The following is a 19,633-nucleotide window of genomic DNA, read 5'->3' as shown; positions in this document are numbered from 1 at the left end:
TCAATACTCCGGTGCGAACAGGCCAGTGGACAGGTAACGGTCACCACGATCACAGACGATGAATACGATCACGGCATTCTCGACGTCTTCCGCGATGCGTAACGCCCCGGCCAAGGCACCGCCAGACGATACACCAGCGAGAATACCCTCTTCACGTGCCAGGCGGCGCATATGCTCCTCGGCTTCGAACTGACCGATGTCCAGCACCCTGTCAACCCGCGAAGCATCGAAGATGCTAGGCAGATATTCGGGAGGCCAGCGGCGGATGCCAGCGATGCTGGCGCCATCCTCGGGTTGCAACCCCACGATTTGAACCTCGGGCTTGCGCTCCTTGAGGTAGCTCGACACGCCCATGATCGTACCGGTCGTTCCCATGGAACTGACAAAGTGGGTGATGCTGCCACCGGTCTGCTCCCACAACTCGGGGCCGGTGGTGCGAAAATGAGCCAATGGGTTATCGGGGTTGGCGAACTGATTGAGTGGCTTTCCCTCGCCACGAGCGATCATGGTATCGGCAAGGTCACGCGCACCTTCCATGCCGGCTTCCTTGGTCACTGTGATCAGCTTGGCCCCGTAAGCTGCCATGGCCTGCTTGCGCTCGTTGGAAGCGCTTTCGGGCATGATCAGCACCATGCGATAGCCTTTGATGGCTGCAGCCATGGCCAGTGCGATACCGGTATTGCCGGAAGTCGCTTCGATCAAGGTATCCCCAGGGCGGATCTCGCCACGGGCCTCTGCCTCGGCCAGCATCGACAGCGCCGGCCGGTCCTTCACCGAGCCAGCTGGATTGTTGCCTTCGAGCTTGGCCAACAACACATTGTTGCGCCCCGCAGTAATGCGTTTCAGGCGCACTAGGGGAGTATTGCCGACCACATCCTCGAGCGTTGGAAAAAGCATCTAACCTTCCTTCTGGAAAAGCCTGTGCGCATTATATCCGTGCCGGACGACAGGTGACAGGTATTGCACCTCCCTATGGCATACTGGGAACTTTCGATCGTCGTTACTGGATATCCGCGATGCCGATGAGAACGCGCCTATTGTTACTGCTGCTGGGTGCTCCCCTGGTTGTGATGCTGTTGCTCTCCTTTCAGTCGATCCGGCACGATGCCCAGGTTCGCAAGGCTGCCTTGGAAACACGCCTGACCACGAGTGCCGAACTAGTAGCACCGGCATTGGCTGGTGCCTTGTCCCGAAGCGATTCGGCCGCTTTGCACAGCTTGGCTCAGAGACTGCTGAATATCGACGAAGTCCGCTCACTTCGCATTCACGACACACGAGGCCGGACGCTACTACATCTTGGCCAACAGCATATGGGCGTCGAATCACCGAGGGGAACCGATGCCCCCTTGCTCGGCAGCAACGACCACTGGCATATGAGCGTGCCCATCCCCCCAGGGACACGAAACAATGAACCTAACCGATGGCTGACGCTGACGGCTGACACCACCTCATTGGCATTGGGAACCTATCGTCAACTGGCCATTACCTCACTGATAGGCTTGGTCATTGGGCTATTGCTTTTCCTGGTAGCCTATCTCGCCAGTCGCCACCTGACTCGCCCCCTACTCGAGGCCCAGCAAACCCTGCTGCGCCTCAATGCCGGCGACTACCAGCACCGCATGTCCAGCCGAGGTGCTAAAGAGGTGAAGCAACTTGCCTCCAGCATCAACGCACTGGCCGAGCACCTCAGCCATGCCCATGACGATATGCAGCGCCATATCGAGCAGACGACTCAGGACCTTCAAGAGTCGATGGAGACGATCGAGATCAAGAACATCGAACTCGACATGGCTCACCGCCGAGCTCTTGAGGCCAACCGCATCAAGACCGAGTTCCTGGCCAACATGAGCCATGAGATTCGCACGCCTCTGAACGGCATCATCGGTTTCTGCCAGCTATTGGGGCGCTCGTCCCTGGACACACGCCAACGGGAATGGCTGCAACATGTGCACAAGGCATCTGATAGTCTGTTGTCGCTGATCAACGATATTCTTGATTTTTCCAAGATGGAGGCTGGCAAGCTCGAACTCGAGGCCGTCGATCTCGACATGGTGGCATTGGTGGACGAAGTGCTCGGTCTGCAGGCCCCTCAGGCACACCAGAAGCGGTTGCATTTGCTGGCCTTGGTCTACGACGATGTTCCGGTACAATTGCAAGGTGACCCCCTGCGCATCAAGCAAGTGCTGACCAATCTGGTTCACAACGCTGTCAAGTTCACGGAACAAGGCGAGGTGATCGTCAGAGTCATGGTGGAAGAGTGCCAGCAGGGCCTGGTCACCTTGAAGGTTAGTGTCAGCGACACCGGCATCGGCCTCGATCCCGAATATCGGGACCGACTTTTCAAAGCTTTCAGCCAAGCCAGTGTCAGCGATACTCGGCAATACGGCGGTACCGGCCTGGGCCTGATGATCTGCCGTCAACTCGTCGAACAGATGGGTGGCGAGATTGGTGTCGAAAGCCAACCGGGGAAGGGGACGACTTTCGCTTTCACTCTCTCCCTGTTGGCTCGAAGCTTCGAGGAACGCCCTCCAGAACTGTCGTTGCCCGGCACCCACATCGCCTTGTACGAACCCCACGCACCGACTCGCCATGCACTACTGCATCTGCTGAAGCGTTGGGGGGTCCAAGTGACATCGCTCGGGACACCATCGATTGTCGATATCGAGCCTCCAGCCCTGCTACTGGCCGGCTTGGAAAACGATGGGCTCTCGAATTCATCGATATCGAATTGGCAGGAATGCCTCGATAACACGGATTGTCCTGCCATTCTGCTGGTCAATGCCAGCTCCCTCGATATTCCCGACCTACATCTACCCCATGGTGGCGAAATTCTGACCCGCCCCTTGTCACGTCAAGCCTTGGCCACGACGCTGGACAATCTTCTCCACTCGCGCTCGCCACAGTCCCAACATGACTTGCCAGCACCGCGACACTCCTCGGCAAAGGTGCTGGTCGTCGATGACACGGCATCGAATCGCTTGCTGATCAAGGAACTGCTCGCCGATCTGGGGCTGACCACATTGTTGGCCACCAGTGGCGAGGAAGCCCTGGCACTGGCGCAAAGCGAGTCGGCCGACCTGGTCTTGATGGACATCCGCCTGCCCGGCATGGATGGCGTCGCCACTACCCACTCCCTACGCAAACTGGGCGGTTCCTGGAGGAGTTGTCCCATCATCGCCGTCACGGCGCACGCCCTGGAAGAGGAGCGCCATAGACTCCTGCAACATGGCCTGCATGATGTACTCATCAAGCCGCTCGATAGCCAGGCATTGACGCGACTGCTCAGCCAACATCTCAACATGCCACTGACACCGTCTCCGTCAGCGCACGGTGCTGATTCCCTGGAAGGTGGAAAAGAGCAAGAAGGCGAACTGCCGATCGTTGACATGGCCCTTGGCACCACGTTGGCTGGCGGCCACGAGTCGCTGGCCGAAGAAACCCTGGACCGCTTGCTGGATAGCCTCGACGATAGTGATGCAGCACTGCGTCAAGCATGGCAGGACAACGACGCAGAGGCATTTCTGGATGCCATTCACGCGCTCAATGGAGCCTGTCGCTATTGTGGGGTACCACAACTGGCACTGGTCGCTGAAACATTGGAGACACGTCTACGCACACGTGGCCTGGCCAAAGTGGAGCCTTTGCTCATCGAACTCTTTGATGCCATGGCACGCTTGCGGGCCTGGCGGACAACGAATCAGCCGCCCTCCAGCACAACGAAAGCGCAAGCCAGATCGTCCTCATCGCTCAACGACAGATGAATGCAACGCACTCCTGCTGCGTCTGCCAACGCCTTGGCCCGGCCGCATAGCATTAACGATGGTTGGCCCAACGCATCGTTGGCGACTTGGATCTCGGTCCAACGCATGCCATGACGCAAGCCGGTACCCAGTGCCTTGACGAAGGCCTCCTTGGCAGCAAAGCGCTTGGCCAGATAGGCCGCCGGCGATGGATGTCCGATCAAGCGCTCACGCTCCACGTCCCCCAGTAAGCGCAATGCGAGACGCTCACCATGCCGCCCCATGGCAGTGGCAAAACGCTCGATGCTCGCCAGATCGGTGCCGATGCCGATGATCATGAACAACAACCACCGCTGGAGCCGTGTTCGTGGTCATCGAGCGCTGCGACCAGGCCTGCTTCCTGACCGGCAATGGCGAGACGCTTCATCTCCGCCACAGCCTCCTTGAGTCCCACGAACAATGCCCTGGCAATGATGGCATGGCCAATATTGAGCTCATGCAACCCAGGAATCGCGGCGATGGCCTCGACATTATGGTAATTCAACCCATGACCCGCATTGACCGTCAGTCCCAATTCCCCAGCCAGTTCCGCTGCAGCGGCGATTCTCGCATGCTCAAGACGAGCGGCTGCTCCCCTCGCCTCCGCATAGGCCCCGGTATGCAACTCGATCACCGGTGCTCCCACGGCATAGGCCGCACGGATCTGCTCGGGCTCCGGGTCGATGAACAGCGAGACTTCACAACCCGCCGCCGCCAGTCGCTCACAAGCCATCGTAATGATCTCACGATTACCCACTACATCCAGGCCACCCTCGGTCGTCAATTCCTCACGCTTTTCAGGCACCAGACAGACATGGGGCGGACATACCTCCTCGGCCAGAGCGATCATCTCTTCCGTCACGGCCATTTCCAGGTTCATGCGGGTATTGAGCACTTCCTGAAGCAAACGCACGTCACGTTCCTGGATATGCCGACGGTCTTCGCGCAGATGCACGGTAATGCCATCGGCACCGGCTTCCTCAGCCAGTAAGGCCGCTTGCACCGGATCGGGATAACGTGTGCCACGTGACTGACGCAGAGTAGCAACATGATCGATATTGACACCGAGCAGAATTCGAGGCGCATGCATGAAGGATCTCCGCAGAAAGACGTGTTACATCAGGATATCAGTTACCCCGGCGACGCGTGGCAAGCCGCTGCATCAACTCACGGGAACGTAAGGGAGTATTGCCAAGCAAAGGAGCCAAGGCCGCACGGGTCAAGGCTTTAGCAGGCCCAGCTAACCCTGGTGCCGCCCAATCGCCATAAGCGAGCAAGCGTAGGGTGCGGCCATCGAGCCCCCCGTTCGTACCCGCCTCCAAGGCTTCGAAACGGCGCGCTTCGGCGCGGTAAACGTAACGCCGATGAGGATCGAGTTCCCTCTCGCCCAGATCGCAAAATTGCGGCTCGGCATCCAGTGCCTCGAGCAAGGAAACTTCCAGTCGGCGTAGCGCCGGAGCACGGGCTTCCGGGCGCGGCAGGGCCTCCAGTAACGCCCCGTAGAAAGCAAACACTTCCTCCACGGGGTATAACAGGGGCAAGGCCCGGGTCAGTAGTTCGTTGGCATAGAAGCCGCACAGCAATCCCTCACCCGCCAACATTGCCGCACTACCATGGGTTTCCATGAGCCGTAGCCGTTTGAGATCGCCTGCACCCACCCAAGTCACATGCAACGGCGCGAAAGGCTGCAAGCGGGCACGTGAGCGGCTGCTCGGTCGCTGCACGCCTTGGGCCACTGCCCGAACCCGCCCATGCTTCAATGTCAGCAGCTCGACCAGCGCACTGGTCTCGCGATAGGGCTGCTTGTGAAGAAGAAACGCCGGCTCGGGAGTCATCGCCCTATTCTAAGTCGTAGCCGAGGCTTTTTAGAGCCCGATCATCGTCCGACCAGCCACGCTTGACCTTGACCCATAGGTTGAGCATCACCTTGGCGCCAAAGGCACGTTCCATTTCCAGACGCGCTTCACGACCGATCTTCTTGATACGTTCACCGCTTTCACCGATCAGGATCTTCTTCTGACCCTGCCGCTCCACCAACATCAAGGCGCTGATATGGATCACCCGCCCTTCGTCGCGAAACTCCTCGATCTCGACGGTCATCTGGTAAGGCAGTTCATCGCCGAGCTGACGCATGACCTTCTCTCGTACCAGTTCGGCGGCCAAAAAGCGCTGACTGCGATCGGTGATCTGGTCTTCCGGGTAATAATGGATGCTCTCGGGCAGGTGCTTGGCAACCTCGGCCTCGAGTTCGGGTACATTGGTACCATGCTTGGCAGATAATGGAAGGATGGCCGCGAACTCGTGCTTGGCACCGACCTCCTCGAGCCAGGGCAACAGGCTGGCCTTGTCCTCGAGCCAGTCGACCTTGTTGATGGCAAGAATCACTGGCGCCTTGACATGGGTAAGCTTGTCGAGCACCACTTGGTCTTCTGGAGTCCAGCGAGTCCGGTCGATGATGAACACCACACAATCGACATCGCGTAGCGCTTGGCTTGCCGCCTGGTTCATGAAACGGTTGATCGCCTTGTTGCGATCTTTTGACATGATATGCATGCCAGGGGTATCGACATAGATGAATTGGGCTTCACCTTCGGTCTTGATTCCCATTACCTGGTGTCGGGTGGTTTGCGGACGACGCGAGGTAATGGAAATCTTCTGCCCAAGGATTCGATTCATCAATGTCGATTTACCGACGTTAGGACGACCAACGATGGCAACGAAACCACAAGTTTGCGTCATAAACGACCTCCACCTGGCTCGAGCAACTCCAGCGCCCTGGCGGCAGCCTGCTGCTCGGCATGGCGGCGGCTGGAACCAATACCCAGTGTATGTCGACTGAGCATCTCTACATGACATTCAATGGTGAAGGTCTGTGCATGGGCTTCCCCCTCCACTGACACCACCTCGTAACGCGGCAAGGGAGACTGGCGTGACTGCAGGAATTCCTGCAAACGCGTCTTGGGATCCTTCTGGGTATCCTGCAGATCGAGAGCTTCGAGGCGCTCGGCGTACCAAGACAAAACGCGTGTCTTGACCACGTCCATACCGGCATCCAGATAGATGGCACCAATCACCGCTTCTACCGCATCGGCAAGAATAGAGTCACGACGGTGCCCACCGCTCTTCATCTCACCGGAGCCCAGCCGCAAACACTGTCCTACCTCAAATTCACGCGCCAACTCCGCCAAGGTCTGCCCTTTGACCAAGCGAGCACGCAAACGTGAAAGCTGCCCTTCACGTGCTGCAGGAAACCGACGAAACAGGGCCTCGGCGATGACGAAATTGACGATGGAATCACCCAGGAATTCCAGACGTTCGTTGTTTTGGCCACCATAGCTGCGATGGGTCATGGCCAGTTCCAACAGACCGATGTCGGCAAACTCATGGCCAATTCGTCGGCTGAAGGCATTCAGAGGATTGCTCACGAATCTCCTGCTTTATCTCTTGTCATATCGTCTTGCATGCGAATATTCATGCATGAGGGGTGTGCGATGGCGTCAATTGATTTGACGAACTTGCGTAAAGCTCGGCAAGCCACCATCCCAATGCATCCACACGGCGAAGGCTTTACCTACGATGTTCTCTTCCGGCACAAACCCCCAATAGCGGCTGTCGTTGGAATGATCGCGGTTGTCGCCCATCATGAAGTAGTGTCCTTCCGGCACCACCAACTCACGAACCTGCGGTCCTGGATCTCGAGGATTATTGTAGATCTGGTGGCTGACCTCGCCTAACCGTTCTTCGAGCAGCAGTTCATTAGGAGCCTCACGAGGCACCTCTTCCAGCAATCTCTTGGGTACGGGCTCGCCGTTGACATACAACTGCTTGCCCTCGTAACGAATACGATCACCCGGCAGGCCCACGACCCGTTTGATGAAGTTGACGGAGGGTTCCTGAGGGAAACGGAACACCATCACATCGCCTCGCTGTGGCTTTCCAACCTCGACCACCTCCGTGTTGAGCACCGGCAGCCTCAGGCCATAGGTGTACTTGTTGACCAGGATGAAATCACCGACTTCCAATGTTGGGCGCATCGATCCCGATGGAATCTGGAATGGCTCGACCAGGAAACTGCGTAACAGAAGTACCACTAGCAGAACGGGAAAGAACGAGCGTGAATAGTCGACGAGCCAGGGTTCCCTGGCCACCCTCCTGCGAGACTTCTCATCCAGTTGCTCGCCGGTTTCGGCTTCGACGGCAGCCACTCGTGCACGACGCGCGCTTCCCAACCATACGGCGTCAAACAGCCAGATCAGCCCGGTGACAGCTACAGCCATTACCAGCAAAAGCGAAAAATCCATGGGTTTCCTCGTCCCTAGTCATTCACCTTGAGCACGGCGAGGAAGGCATCCTGAGGAATTTCCACCTTGCCGACTTGTTTCATGCGTTTCTTGCCCGCCTTCTGCTTCTCCAGCAGTTTCTTCTTGCGTGTCACGTCACCGCCATAGCACTTGGCGGTGACGTTCTTGCGCAGAGCCTTGACGGTCGAACGTGCCACCACCTGGCCGCCAATGGCTGCCTGAATCGCCACATCAAACATCTGTCGAGGAATCAGTTCCTTCATCTTCTCGACCAACACACGACCGCGACCGTGTGCGTGATCGCGGTGTATGATGACCGCCAATGCATCGACCTTATCGCCATTGATCAGCACATCGAGCCGCACCAGTTTGGCGGCTTCGAAACGCTCAAAATTGTAGTCCAGAGACGCATAGCCCTTCGAAATCGACTTCAGGCGGTCGAAGAAGTCCATCACCACTTCGCTCATGGGCAGTTCATAGGTGAGCTGGATCTGGCTACCGAGGAACTGCATGTCGAGTTGGGTACCGCGGCGTTGCTCGCATTCGGCGATCACATTGCCGACGTACTCCTGCGGCACCAGGATACTGGCCCGCACGATAGGCTCGCGCATTTCGTCGACATTGGCCATGTCCGGCAGCTTGGATGGATTGGAGACGTAGATCACCTCGCCGTTGTCCATGGCCAATTCGTAGACCACGGTAGGTGCGGTGGTCAGCAGGTCGAGGTCGTACTCTCGCTCCAAGCGCTCCTGAACGATCTCCATGTGCAGAGTGCCCAGGAAACCCACACGGAAACCGAAGCCCAGGGCATCGGAGTTCTCCGGCTCGTAAGCCAACGACGCATCGTTCAGGGCCAGCTTTTCCAGAGCATCGCGGAAATCCTCGTAGTCGTCGGCACTGACCGGGAACATGCCAGCGTAGACCTGCGGTTTGACCTTCTGGAAACCGGGTAGACGTGGGACATCGGGGGTCTTGGTATGCGTGATGGTATCACCCACCGGGGCACCGTGAATGTCTTTGATCCCGGCGACCACGAAGCCTACCTCACCGGCACGCAAGATGCCGGTCTCCTTGCGCAACGGTGTGAAAATACCCACCTCGTTGGTCAACCAGTCCCGCTTGGTGGAGTTCATGCGAATCTTGTCACCCTTGCGCAGGGTACCGTCAAAGATTCGTACCAACGACACCACTCCCAAATAGTTGTCAAACCAGGAGTCGACGATCAGTGCCTGAAGCGGCGCCTCGGGATCACCCTTGGGTGGCGGGATGTCTCGCACCAGGCGTTCCAGCAACGCGTCCATGCCCATGCCGCTCTTGGCTGACACTTGACACGTGTCGGTGGCATCCAGGCCGATGATCTCTTCGATCTCCTGGGCCACTTTGTCGGGATCGGCCTGAGGAAGATCCATCTTGTTGAGTACCGGCAATACCTCCAAGCCCTGCTCGACAGCGGTATAACAGTTGGCAACTGACTGAGCTTCGACCCCTTGAGCGGCATCAACTACCAACAATGCGCCTTCACAGGCATACAGGGAACGCGATACTTCATAGGAGAAGTCGACGTGTCCCGGCGTGTCGATGAAATTGAGTTGGTAGGTCTGGCCATCCTGGGCGTGATAGTCCAACGTCACGGATTGGGCCTTGATGGTGATGCCACGCTCACGCTCGATATCCATCGAATCGAGCACCTGCTCTTTCAACTCACGATCGCTGAGTCCGCCGCAGATCTGAATGATTCGATCGGACAACGTGGACTTGCCGTGGTCGATGTGAGCGATGATCGAGAAGTTGCGGATATGCTTGAGCTTGTCGTGAGAAACGTCGTTGGCCATGTAGGTCGATTCTGCCTTTAGCGAAAGCGCCACTGCCGCCGCGAATCAGGCGGGCGTGCATCACGGACATGCCGCGCGCGGATGAACAAATTGCGGCTATTGTACCGGGATGCGCCGGGCAGGAACAGCGAAGCCGATTGGAAAGCGGTCCGCAACGCATGACGGGGCCCTTATGGCCCCGTCATGTAGATCCTCGACGTGGTTATTCTTCATTCAGGCGCAGAGCAACGAACAGCGATCGTCCCTCTCGATAGATACGCACCGGTACGGCACGATCAGCGCTCAGACCTTCGACCACATCAACGAGTTGGCGAGATGAATCGACGCTCTTGTGATCCACTGAGACAATCACATCGCCTGGACGAATACCGGATGCCGCTGCAGCACCATTCGGGGCTACCTGCTGGACCAACACCCCACCATCGATATCCAGGCGCTGGCGCTCCTCGGCGCTGAGTTCGCTAACCGCCAGGCCCAGCCTGGTCTGGCTATCCGATTCCTGTGACGAGGCTACGCCGCTCTCTTCGTCAGGCCAGTTCCCGACTTTGACGGTCTCCGTCAAGCGCTCACCGTCACGCATCACCGTCAACTCGATTTCAGTGCCCGGACTGACGCGCCCAATCAATCTCGGCAGAGTGCTGGAGCGATCCACTTCCTCACCATTGACCTCCAGGATCACATCGCCAGCTTCCAGACCATCACGCGCCGCCGGTCCTTCGGGATCAAGATCGGCAATCAACGCCCCTTTAGGTCCCTCGAGACCGAAGGACTCGGCAAGGTCACTGGATACCGGCTGGATCACGACTCCCAGCCAACCACGGCTAACATGGCCTTGCTCGCGCAACTGATTGGCGATGTCCATGGCCACACTGATGGGAATCGCAAACGAGAGCCCCATGAAACCGCCGCTGCGGGTAAAAATCTGTGAGTTGATGCCCACCACCTCGCCATCGAGGTTGAACAATGGCCCACCGGAATTACCCGGGTTGATCGCCACGTCGGTTTGAATGAACGGCACGTAAGCATCGCTAGGCAAGGTCCGATTGATGGCACTGACAATCCCGGCAGTGACCGAATGATCGAAACCAAACGGTGAACCGATCGCCGCGACCCACTCACCAACCTTTAGCCTATCGGAGTTGCCCAGTTTCAAGGTAGGCAGATTCGAAGCATCGACCTTGAGCAGAGCCACATCACTCTTACTGTCGGCACCGACCAACTCGGCTTCCAGTTCACGACGGTCGTTGAGACGCACCAGGATCTCCTCGGCGCTCTCAACGACGTGGGCATTGGTAAGAATGTAGCCATCCTTGCTGATGATGAAGCCGGAACCTAATGAGTGGCGTTCCTCACTGCGCCCCTCGCCGCCAGGGGGCATCGGAAATTGATCACCGAAGAAACGACGGAAAATTTCCGGAACCTCCTGACCACCGGGCCCGTGGAATTGCATGCCGCGCGAAGATACCATTCGTGTCGATGAGATGTTGACGACGGCAGGGGCCGCCTCGTCAACAAGCGCGGTAAAGTCCGGCAATCGCTGGGCTCGCTCTTGTTGGGCCAGTACGGGTTGCCAGACGAAGGCTGCCATTAGCAGCAACAGCCAAACCGATAGATGTCGTGTCATGCGTTCCATGTAGTGCTCCTGCGGACTGCGTCATTGACGCTATTTCACACTCTCATTACTCAGGGGGTTCCATGGAGGACAACCCTGAGGTTTCCCGAATCAGCAAGCGAGGACGAAAGCTGGCGGCATGATGGTGTTCGTGCCATTGCACGATCCCCCACCCCACTGCCAGCCCCAGCGCAAACGTCAATGGCACTGCCATGTGACCAGCGCTCAGAAACATTTCGGTCACCCCTCCTGCCAGCAACGCCAAACCTAGCGGTATGCCGTATACCACCAAGGTGCCTTGCAAGAACCGAGAAGCGGGCAACGACAGATACACACGATCGCCTGCTTGCAAGGGGTGGGCACTGTTTACGTTAAAGCGTTGAGCGTTACCCTGACGCCAACGCGCCAGCAAACCACTGCCGCACCCTTGTCGTGCCTCACACCGTTGACAAGATGAAGGGCGGGAAATTTCCACCAAAGCTCCGCCGGCATATGGTTGAACGACGCGTGCTTCCTCAATCAAGTACGACGATTGCGATATCCCATCGGGGATCATGGCGATGCCTCCATGACATCGGTTGTCGCCGCTTGACTCTCCTCCCCCTTAGGGCGCCACTCCACCTGCTCGACGACTCGCAACAGTACGTCTGGGGGCACTTCCCCCATGACCACGACCTGCATAGGCTTGCCACCCAGTTCCATGTGTCGCACGGCTGCATAGGAAACCCCCAACCGATGCATCCCTGGTGCCAGCAAGGGACTGTTGTCATCGAGCGGCTCGACGAACAGACTCAAGCTGGATAGGCCGTCACTGAATAGCCGGTGCCCAACATTGGCATCGTGAATCGAGCTTGACGTGGTAACCGGCTGGGCGATATAGCCAGGCGGCAACCAGCCAGGTTGCCAAGGATCGGAAGGAGGTTCCCGCAACTCGTCAAGAGCAACGTTTCCCTCGTAGAGAACTGGGCGTTCGAGCTCTGTCATCTGGAATGTCTCCAGAACACGGCCATTGGCATCCAGTAGCATCTGTTTGAGAGGCAAGGCCGAACGGCTGTCGAGCCATAAGCGATGGCCATAGCGCATGCTATCCAGAGGCTCGATATCGAGACGAACGGTATCACGCCCAGCAATCCGCTCCTCGCCTCCAAGGCTCAATCGATAATGTTCCTCGAGGTGGGCCATGATTGCCGTAGGCGATGCAGGTACCCGTTCGCCATCCTGAGACCAACCGCCTCGTCCGATGCGTCCGCGCCGCTCATGAATCACGGGGGGGCCATCGAGAAAACGAGCGACCTCTCGCTCGACGCCTTCCTGGATATCATGGGAAAGTGCCAAGGTCCTGACGCCGCCACTGCTGATACGCACTGCACGCGCCTGAAAGACATAACAATGGGTTGCCCACAGGCTGCGTTCGAACCATTCTGCAGCTCCCCCCGGCGTCGAGCGGTCGAGCAAGGCACGGCAGTCGAAACCACTCTCACCGTTCCATGCCGTTGCCAGGCTCTCCTCCTCTGCCTGGGCAACACTACTCATCATCGCGCCACCCAACATCAGGAACACCAACGGTGAGACAAGACGGTTCAAAATAAACCCAGAGGCCATCAGCGCTGTCCCAGAGTCTCGTACCCGGAAGCCCGCAATAGTGGCATCCAAGCGTCACCACTACGGTAAGACGCCCCTTCGGCGTGACGATCGAGATAGGACTGCAACAATCGTGCTTGCTCCTGATCGCTACGTTGAGACTGACGGGAATTCGGCACCATGAAGATCGGAGTTTCAGTCGACGCACCTACGGTCATCGCTCCGCGGTTGGCGGTCGGCGACTGGAATAGCGGCAAATCGACGAGTGATGGACGCTGGCTTACACCAGAATCCATGCTGTTCGATACCGTCATGGGCTGTCCTGATTGAGTACCGGCAGCACTCCGCGAGTCGGCAACAGCGGTGTCTGACGAAGAGCCGCCTCCACTCACGGCAACACTGGGTTCACCCTGGATACCCGAGTTGTTGTATACCTGAACCCCGGTGATCACCATCAAGGAAACCGCCGCCGCGATTGCAGCACTGCCAGCAAAGGAGAAAGCGCCCTGGCGTTTCACGGATGCCTTCTCCATTTCAGGCAAGGGCTCGTCCTGTAACCTAGCCATGATGCCGGCCGAGAGATCGACACTGGCATCAATACTGCGATCACGCTGCATCAGGCTACGTGCCAGATGATAGCGTCGCCAGACCTCGGCATCATCGGGAGACTCGTCCAACATCTTGATAACGCGGCGCAACTCGAGTTCATCGCCTTCGTTGTCCATCAAGGCGGACAGCGATTCCCGTGCATTCTGGTTCATTACTCACACCCTCACGCTCGAAATGGTGCCATTCGGAAGAAAACAGCCACTCTCTCTGACGCTCACGACGCGTAACAGTTCAGCCAAATGACAGAGAAATCGTATATTCGGTCATTCATGGATCATGTCTTGGGTCCGCGCCGTGGTGATCAGCGGCTGGATATGCTTATCGACAGCTTCCCGGGCCCGAAATATCCGGGACCTGACCGTACCAACGGGACATTGCATGATCTGAGCGATATCTTCATAAGAGAGCCCATCCAACTCCCGCAGGGTAATGGCCGTACGCAAATCCTCGGGCAGCTTCTCGATGGCCTCGAATACCGCAGCCTCGAGCTGATCGCGGGCGATGGACGCTTCCGGCGACTCGATATCCGATAGACGCCCACTATGATCGACGACCTCGGCATCGATGATGTCCAGGTCGCTGCCCGGCGGCCGGCGGCCGCGAGACACTAGATGATTCTTGGCGGTATTGATGGCAATGCGATACATCCAGGTATAGAAGGCACTTTCGGAACGGAACTTACCCAATGCCCGATACGCCTTGATGAAGGCTTCCTGAGCCACATCGTGAACCTCGGCATGATCGTGCACATAGCGACTGATCAAGCCAATGATCTTGTGCTGATATTTCTTGACCAGCAGATCGAAGGCTCGGGTATCCCCTTTCTGCGCACGCTCGACGAGTTGCTGATCAGTTTCCCTGGCGCCCATTCAATCCCTCCCTGAACAGGGAGTCGGAACCGGCCCGACATGGCATGTCGGCCAAGCTATATTTAGGAGAAATAAGCGATTCATAACGTCAATCTGGGCCCTGGTGGCAAACAGTGATGGTTCCCGTCAGTGTTCCTGTTTATTGGCATTCCATCAAGCGGAGTCTGCCGACGACAACGATGCGCTAAGACTGCGCTATCCGACTCCAGTTCCCTATTGGCGTTGATTTTTCCCGTGGCCACGAGCGATAGTAGGCAATCCAATTCATCTTCACGCGCGTATCACGTACAGGTAGCGGCATGTCACAACAGCAGGTCAACAACCTCAACGTCCTTGCTCAGGACGTCCTGATTACTCCCGAAGTCCTCAAGCAGGAAATTCCGCTGACCGAGGCTGCGGAACGCACGGTCATCGAAGGCCGCGAAACCATCAAGCGAATTCTCGACGGCGACGACCCGCGGCTACTGGTCGTCGTCGGCCCCTGCTCTATCCACGATGTCGATGCCGCGCTGGACTATGCACAACGCCTACGCCGATTGGCCGATGAGGTCAAGGATAGCCTGTACATCGTGATGCGTGTCTATTTCGAGAAACCACGCACCACCGTGGGCTGGAAGGGGTTGATCAACGATCCACACATCAATGGCTCGTTCGAGATCGAGGAAGGCCTGCGCATCGCGCGCCGCCTGCTGGTGGAGTTGGCCGAGATGGGCTTGCCACTGGCTACCGAAGCGCTCGATCCGATCTCGCCACAGTATCTGCAGGACTGCATCAGTTGGTCAGCCATCGGGGCCCGCACGACCGAGTCGCAGACTCACCGCGAGATGGCCTCAGGGCTCTCCTGCCCAGTGGGGTTCAAGAACGGCACCGATGGCAGCCTGGATGTTGCCGTCAATGCGCTCCAGTCAGTATCTCACCCACACAATTTCCTGGGTATCGATCAGGCTGGCCAAGTGGCGATCATCCGCACGCGCGGCAATGCCTATGGCCATGTCGTATTGCGTGGTGGCAACGGCAAGCCCAACTACGACAGCGTCAGTGTCGCCCTTGCCGAACGGGAACTGACCAAAGCCGGTGTCCAGCCCAACATCATGATCGACTGCTCACACGCCAATTCCAACAAGGATCCGGCCCTGCAGTCACTGGTAATGGAAAACGTCACCAACCAAATCCTCGAAGGCAACCGGTCGATCATCGGCCTGATGATCGAATCACACATCGGTTGGGGTAACCAGAAGATCCCCGAGGATCACAGTCAGCTGCAATATGGTGTCTCGATCACCGACGCCTGCATCGACTGGGAGACCACGGATCGCACTTTCCACCAGATGGCCGAGAAGCTTGCCCCAGTACTGGACAAACGCCGCAAGGCCTCCTGAACGTTCCCTGCCCGCATTTCGAGCTCGCCACTAGGCGGGCTCGTCGGCCTTCAAACCATCGATTTCACGTGTGAAAGGCGGCAACGAGTCCAACAACGCTTGCCCATAGCGACGCGTCAGAACCCGGCGGTCGAGCAACGTGATGCGACCACTGTCGGCCTCCTTGCGGATCAGACGCCCACAGGCCTGTACCAGCTTGATCGAGGCATCCGGCACTGCGATACGCATGAAGGGGTTACCACCACGACTTTCGATCCACTCCGCCAGTGTCGCGCCTACCGGATCGTCGGGGACCGCGAACGGCAGACGTGTGATCACCACGTGCGTCAAATAGTCGCCGGGCAGGTCGATACCTTCGGCGAAGCTCGCCAGTCCAAAGATAATGCTGCCCTCACCGGCATCTACTCGCGCGCGATGGCGCTCGATCAACTCGCGCTTGGGCAAGCGGTCCTGGGCCAGAACTCGTTCACGACAGGCCCTTGGCAATGCCTTCTCCACGGCACGCAACTGGGCTCGCGAAGAAAATAGCATCAGCACCGCCTCGTGCGTCTCCAGCCCCTCGACGAACGATACGATGGCCCGCTCATGAGCTTCACGGTCACCGGGATCAACGGCCTCCCGAGGTACGCTAAGCACTGCCCGTGAATAGTCGAAGGGGCTGGGCAAGCGCTGATAGCGATAGCGATTGGCCAGCCCCGCCCGCTCTTGCAGACGTTCGAAACGCCCCAAGGCGGTCAGGGTCGCCGATGTCACCACCGCTCCATGACAGCTTCCCCACAAATAACGCGCCAGTGTTATCGCGGCCGATACTGGACTCGCCGAAAAGATCAGTTCCGCATCACCCTGAAAGCGCTCGAAGGTCAGCCAGCGAGCGTGGGGCGGCTCTTGCGGATCGTCCTCTTCACTCATCGCTTGCCATAGTGCATGCGCCTCGAGTGTCCGGCCATGCAGCAGGGCAATCAAGGGCAGCCAAGGTTCGGCCTGCTCACGCGGCAAGCCGGTATGCTTTTCCGGGTCCAGGCTCTCGCGCAGAATATCGGCCATGGTCTCGAGGTTACGCGACAGCTCAGCGAAGATCACCGTCAAGGCATTGGCATGTTCACGCAATACCTGGGGTACCCGTCCCATGTCGAAGCGATGATGGCGACTATCGTCGCCGTTTTCATTGGATAGCCCGTTGGGTAGCTCTGCCAATTGGTGTCCCAGTGCAAAGACGTCACCCAACCTTGGTTCCAGGACGGCGATGGCCTCGGGCATACCTGCCAGCAAACGTGCCAGAGTCGGCTGCACGCCGAGTGCCGCATTCAAGTCAGTCAGCGATTTCTTGAGTGTGCGCAGCCAGCGCAGTGCGCCATTGACAGCGAAACGGTGCGTGAAATGATCGATGGCCTTGTCAGGCAGGTGATGTCCTTCATCGAAGATGTAGATACATTCGGACGGCTTGGGCAGCACCACGCCACCGCCCAACGACAGATCGGCCAGCACCAGGTCATGATTCGCCACGATGATATCGGCGCTATCGAGGTGGCGACGGGCACGGAAGAAGGCACAGGCACTGAAGTGCCCACAACGGCGATTGGTACACTGACGATGGTCGGTGGTCAAGCGTCGCCACTGGGGATCGGCGATGGCCTGTGGCCAACTGTCGCGGTCACCTTCCCATCGGCCGTTGCCGTAGGCTTCAGCAAGCTCCTTGACCAAGATCTGGAAGTCGTCACCATCGCGAGAATCGAGCGCTTGCTCGAACAGCGACAGGGTGGGATTTTCCTCGCCGCCATCCAAGGCCTGATCCAGCTTGGCCACACACAGATAACGCCGGCGTCCCTTGGCCAAGGCATAGTCGAAATCGAGACCGCTGTGCTCGGCCAACGCTGGCAGGTCCTGATGCAGCACCTGTTCCTGCAGCGCCACCGTGGCGGTGGAGACGATCAACCGTTTGCCATGGGCCTTGGCCACCGGCAATGCCGCCAGCAGATATGCCAGAGTCTTGCCGGTACCGGTACCTGCCTCGAGCACACAGACATGTTCGTTCGAGGTGCGTCGCCCGCTATCATCGACCTCGATACCTCCCAATGTGCGAGCGATCTCGGCGATCATCAGCCGCTGGCCGTAGCGTGGTGTCAGCTCAAGACGTTCCAGCACCCGGCGGTAGGCAGCTTGTATCTCGCCCTTGAGTGCCTCGTCGAGCATCGCACTTCCATCCTCGCGGCTTGACGCCATCCTTACAGCATGCCTTCCGGCGGATGCTCGCAGGGTAGCTTGTCATTGATGTAGCGTTCGATCTCGGGCAGCGAGAAGGCATCCTCTTCACCGACGAAACTGATCGACACGCCCTTGGCACCGGCACGACCGGTACGGCCAATGCGGTGCACATAATCCTCGGGATCTTCCGGCAAGGTGTAGTTGATCACGTGACTGACATCGTCGATATGGATACCACGCCCCGCCACATCGGTTGCCACCAACACCTGAACGTCACCTTCCCGGAAACGCTCTAGCGTCTTGATACGCTGTGACTGGGGAACATCGCCGGAAAGCATGGCTACATTGATATCCGCCTTACGCAGCAGGTCGTCAAGTCTGCGTACCAAGTCACGGCGGTTACCAAATACCATCACCCGGTCGAAGGTCTCCTGCTTGAGCAGGTTGATCAACAGACGCTGCTTGTCCTCGTCGCTGACCATGTAGACACGCTGGTCGATATCGGCAGCATTTTCCACCGTGACCTCGATATCGATGTGCGAAGCCTCGTGTGTCCACTGACTGGCCAGGTTGAGGATATCCTCAGTGAAAGTCGCCGAAAACAGGAAGGTCTGGCGCTCTTCCTTCTTGGGCGTATGCCGGATGATCCGCTTGACGTCGGGAATGAAGCCCATCGACAGCATGCGATCGGCTTCGTCGAGCACCAGTACCTCGACCTGACTCAAATCGACATCTCGCTTCTGATGGAAATCCAATAAGCGTCCCGGGGTCGCCACCAGAATATCCAGCGGCTTGCCAAGATTGTCGCGCTGCTTCTGGTAATCCATCCCCCCCACCACACTGGCCACATTCAGTGAGGTGAAGCGTGCCAGTGCCTTGGCATCCTTCTCGATCTGCAGCGCGAGTTCTCGCGTGGGTGCTATGATCAGCGCTCGCGGTGTCCCGACCTTTTGCCCATCCGGCGCTTTCTCCTCCAGGAAATAGGCCAGAATCGAGATCAGGAAGGCAGCCGTCTTGCCGGTACCGGTCTGGGCCTTGCCGACCACATCGCCACCCAACAGGGTTCGCTCCAGCGCCTCGGCCTGGATCGGTGTGCAATACTCGAAGCCCAAGGCATGGATGGCACGCATTAATGGCAGCGGCAGATCGAAGTCATGGAAACGCCATTTACCGGCCACGACCGGCACCTGGAACTGACTCAAGTCCCAGTTGGATTGCGACTTGCGCGGCTTGCGGCGGCGACGCTTGGGCTTGCGGTTCTGGGCCGGTGCTGAGGTCTTTTCCGACTCGCTCATAGGCTATGCTTGTGTCCCGATTTCAGTGAATGTAATGCATTGACGGCAAATGCCTGGACATTTTCAAGCCCGCTATTGTACCAGTCATTGCCGAACTGAGCGCGCCCGAGCACAACGACGCGACCAACGGTGCTTCGAAGGGCCCCGCTGCCCTGATAGAATAGCGTGCAAACG

General features: G+C 58.1%; 17 protein-coding genes. 2 read left to right on the top strand and 15 right to left on the bottom strand.

What is annotated here, in order from left to right; all coding sequences use genetic code 11:
• The gene (cysM, locus tag L861_RS00990) at positions 1–897 is read right to left on the bottom strand and encodes a cysteine synthase CysM (RefSeq protein ID WP_016414660.1); all 897 of its coding nucleotides are present in this window, start codon (positions 895–897) and stop codon (positions 1–3) included.
• A gap of 119 nt (positions 898–1,016) precedes the next feature.
• Between cysM and L861_RS00985 the strand changes: the two genes are divergently transcribed.
• Positions 1,017–3,761, top strand: coding sequence for an ATP-binding protein (locus L861_RS00985; protein ID WP_016414659.1), 2,745 nt, complete (start codon positions 1,017–1,019; stop codon positions 3,759–3,761).
• Here the strand turns inward: L861_RS00985 and acpS are convergent.
• The 12 genes from acpS to rpoE form a co-directional block, all read right to left on the bottom strand.
• Entirely contained in the window at positions 3,698–4,078 is a 381-nt protein-coding gene (gene acpS / locus L861_RS00980; protein WP_016414658.1) for a holo-ACP synthase, read from the bottom strand. The genes L861_RS00985 and acpS overlap by 64 nt on opposite strands.
• The gene (pdxJ, locus tag L861_RS00975; RefSeq protein WP_016414657.1) at positions 4,075–4,869 is read right to left on the bottom strand and encodes a pyridoxine 5'-phosphate synthase; all 795 of its coding nucleotides are present in this window, start codon (positions 4,867–4,869) and stop codon (positions 4,075–4,077) included. The genes acpS and pdxJ overlap by 4 nt, the downstream gene beginning before the upstream one ends.
• Before the next feature lie 37 nt (positions 4,870–4,906).
• Positions 4,907–5,614, bottom strand: coding sequence for a DNA repair protein RecO (gene recO / locus L861_RS00970; RefSeq protein ID WP_016414656.1), 708 nt, complete (start codon positions 5,612–5,614; stop codon positions 4,907–4,909).
• A 4-nt stretch (positions 5,615–5,618) separates the two neighbouring features.
• The gene (gene era, locus L861_RS00965; protein WP_016414655.1) at positions 5,619–6,518 is read right to left on the bottom strand and encodes a GTPase Era; all 900 of its coding nucleotides are present in this window, start codon (positions 6,516–6,518) and stop codon (positions 5,619–5,621) included.
• Positions 6,515–7,204: a ribonuclease III gene (gene rnc / locus L861_RS00960; RefSeq protein WP_016414654.1), complete on the bottom strand. Its 690-nt coding sequence runs from the start codon at positions 7,202–7,204 to the stop codon at positions 6,515–6,517. The genes era and rnc overlap by 4 nt, the downstream gene beginning before the upstream one ends.
• Before the next feature lie 72 nt (positions 7,205–7,276).
• The gene (lepB, locus tag L861_RS00955) at positions 7,277–8,080 is read right to left on the bottom strand and encodes a signal peptidase I (protein ID WP_016414653.1); all 804 of its coding nucleotides are present in this window, start codon (positions 8,078–8,080) and stop codon (positions 7,277–7,279) included.
• Positions 8,081–8,094: 14 nt separating this feature from the next.
• Positions 8,095–9,912 carry a translation elongation factor 4 gene (lepA, locus tag L861_RS00950; protein ID WP_016414652.1) on the bottom strand — a complete coding sequence of 606 codons (1,818 nt, stop codon included), beginning with the start codon at positions 9,910–9,912 and terminating at the stop codon, positions 8,095–8,097.
• A 202-nt stretch (positions 9,913–10,114) separates the two neighbouring features.
• Positions 10,115–11,545, bottom strand: coding sequence for a DegQ family serine endoprotease (locus L861_RS00945; protein WP_016414651.1), 1,431 nt, complete (start codon positions 11,543–11,545; stop codon positions 10,115–10,117).
• A gap of 46 nt (positions 11,546–11,591) precedes the next feature.
• Positions 11,592–12,080 (bottom strand): SoxR reducing system RseC family protein, encoded by a 489-nt coding sequence (locus tag L861_RS00940; protein ID WP_016414650.1) that lies wholly within the window; start codon positions 12,078–12,080, stop codon positions 11,592–11,594.
• On the bottom strand, positions 12,077–13,126 hold the full coding sequence (locus L861_RS00935) for a MucB/RseB C-terminal domain-containing protein (protein WP_016414649.1): 1,050 nt from the start codon (positions 13,124–13,126) through the stop codon (positions 12,077–12,079). Before L861_RS00935 ends, L861_RS00940 begins: the two co-directional genes overlap by 4 nt.
• Positions 13,126–13,866, bottom strand: a complete 741-nt coding sequence (locus L861_RS00930; RefSeq protein ID WP_016414648.1) for a sigma-E factor negative regulatory protein — start codon at positions 13,864–13,866, stop codon at positions 13,126–13,128. The genes L861_RS00935 and L861_RS00930 overlap by 1 nt, the downstream gene beginning before the upstream one ends.
• Positions 13,867–13,977: 111 nt before the next feature.
• Positions 13,978–14,583, bottom strand: coding sequence for an RNA polymerase sigma factor RpoE (rpoE, locus tag L861_RS00925; protein WP_016414647.1), 606 nt, complete (start codon positions 14,581–14,583; stop codon positions 13,978–13,980).
• Between the two features lie 299 nt (positions 14,584–14,882).
• Here rpoE and L861_RS00920 point away from each other — a divergent pair, with 299 nt between their 5' ends.
• Positions 14,883–15,962, top strand: a complete 1,080-nt coding sequence (locus L861_RS00920) for a 3-deoxy-7-phosphoheptulonate synthase (protein ID WP_016414646.1) — start codon at positions 14,883–14,885, stop codon at positions 15,960–15,962.
• 30 nt (positions 15,963–15,992) lie between these two features.
• Here L861_RS00920 and dinG read toward each other — a convergent pair whose 3' ends face one another.
• Both dinG and rhlB read right to left on the bottom strand, forming a co-directional pair.
• A complete protein-coding gene (gene dinG / locus L861_RS00915; protein WP_016414645.1) occupies positions 15,993–18,152 on the bottom strand; it encodes an ATP-dependent DNA helicase DinG in 2,160 nt (719 codons plus the stop codon).
• Positions 18,153–18,184: 32 nt separating this feature from the next.
• The gene (gene rhlB, locus L861_RS00910) at positions 18,185–19,459 is read right to left on the bottom strand and encodes an ATP-dependent RNA helicase RhlB (protein ID WP_016414644.1); all 1,275 of its coding nucleotides are present in this window, start codon (positions 19,457–19,459) and stop codon (positions 18,185–18,187) included.
• Positions 19,460–19,633: the final 174 nt, after the last annotated feature.

The organism is Litchfieldella anticariensis FP35 = DSM 16096 (assembly GCF_000409775.1).
In the GTDB taxonomy this organism is placed as follows: Bacteria; Pseudomonadota; Gammaproteobacteria; order Pseudomonadales; family Halomonadaceae; genus Litchfieldella; species Litchfieldella anticariensis.
This window is presented reverse-complemented; position numbering and strand designations above follow the sequence as displayed.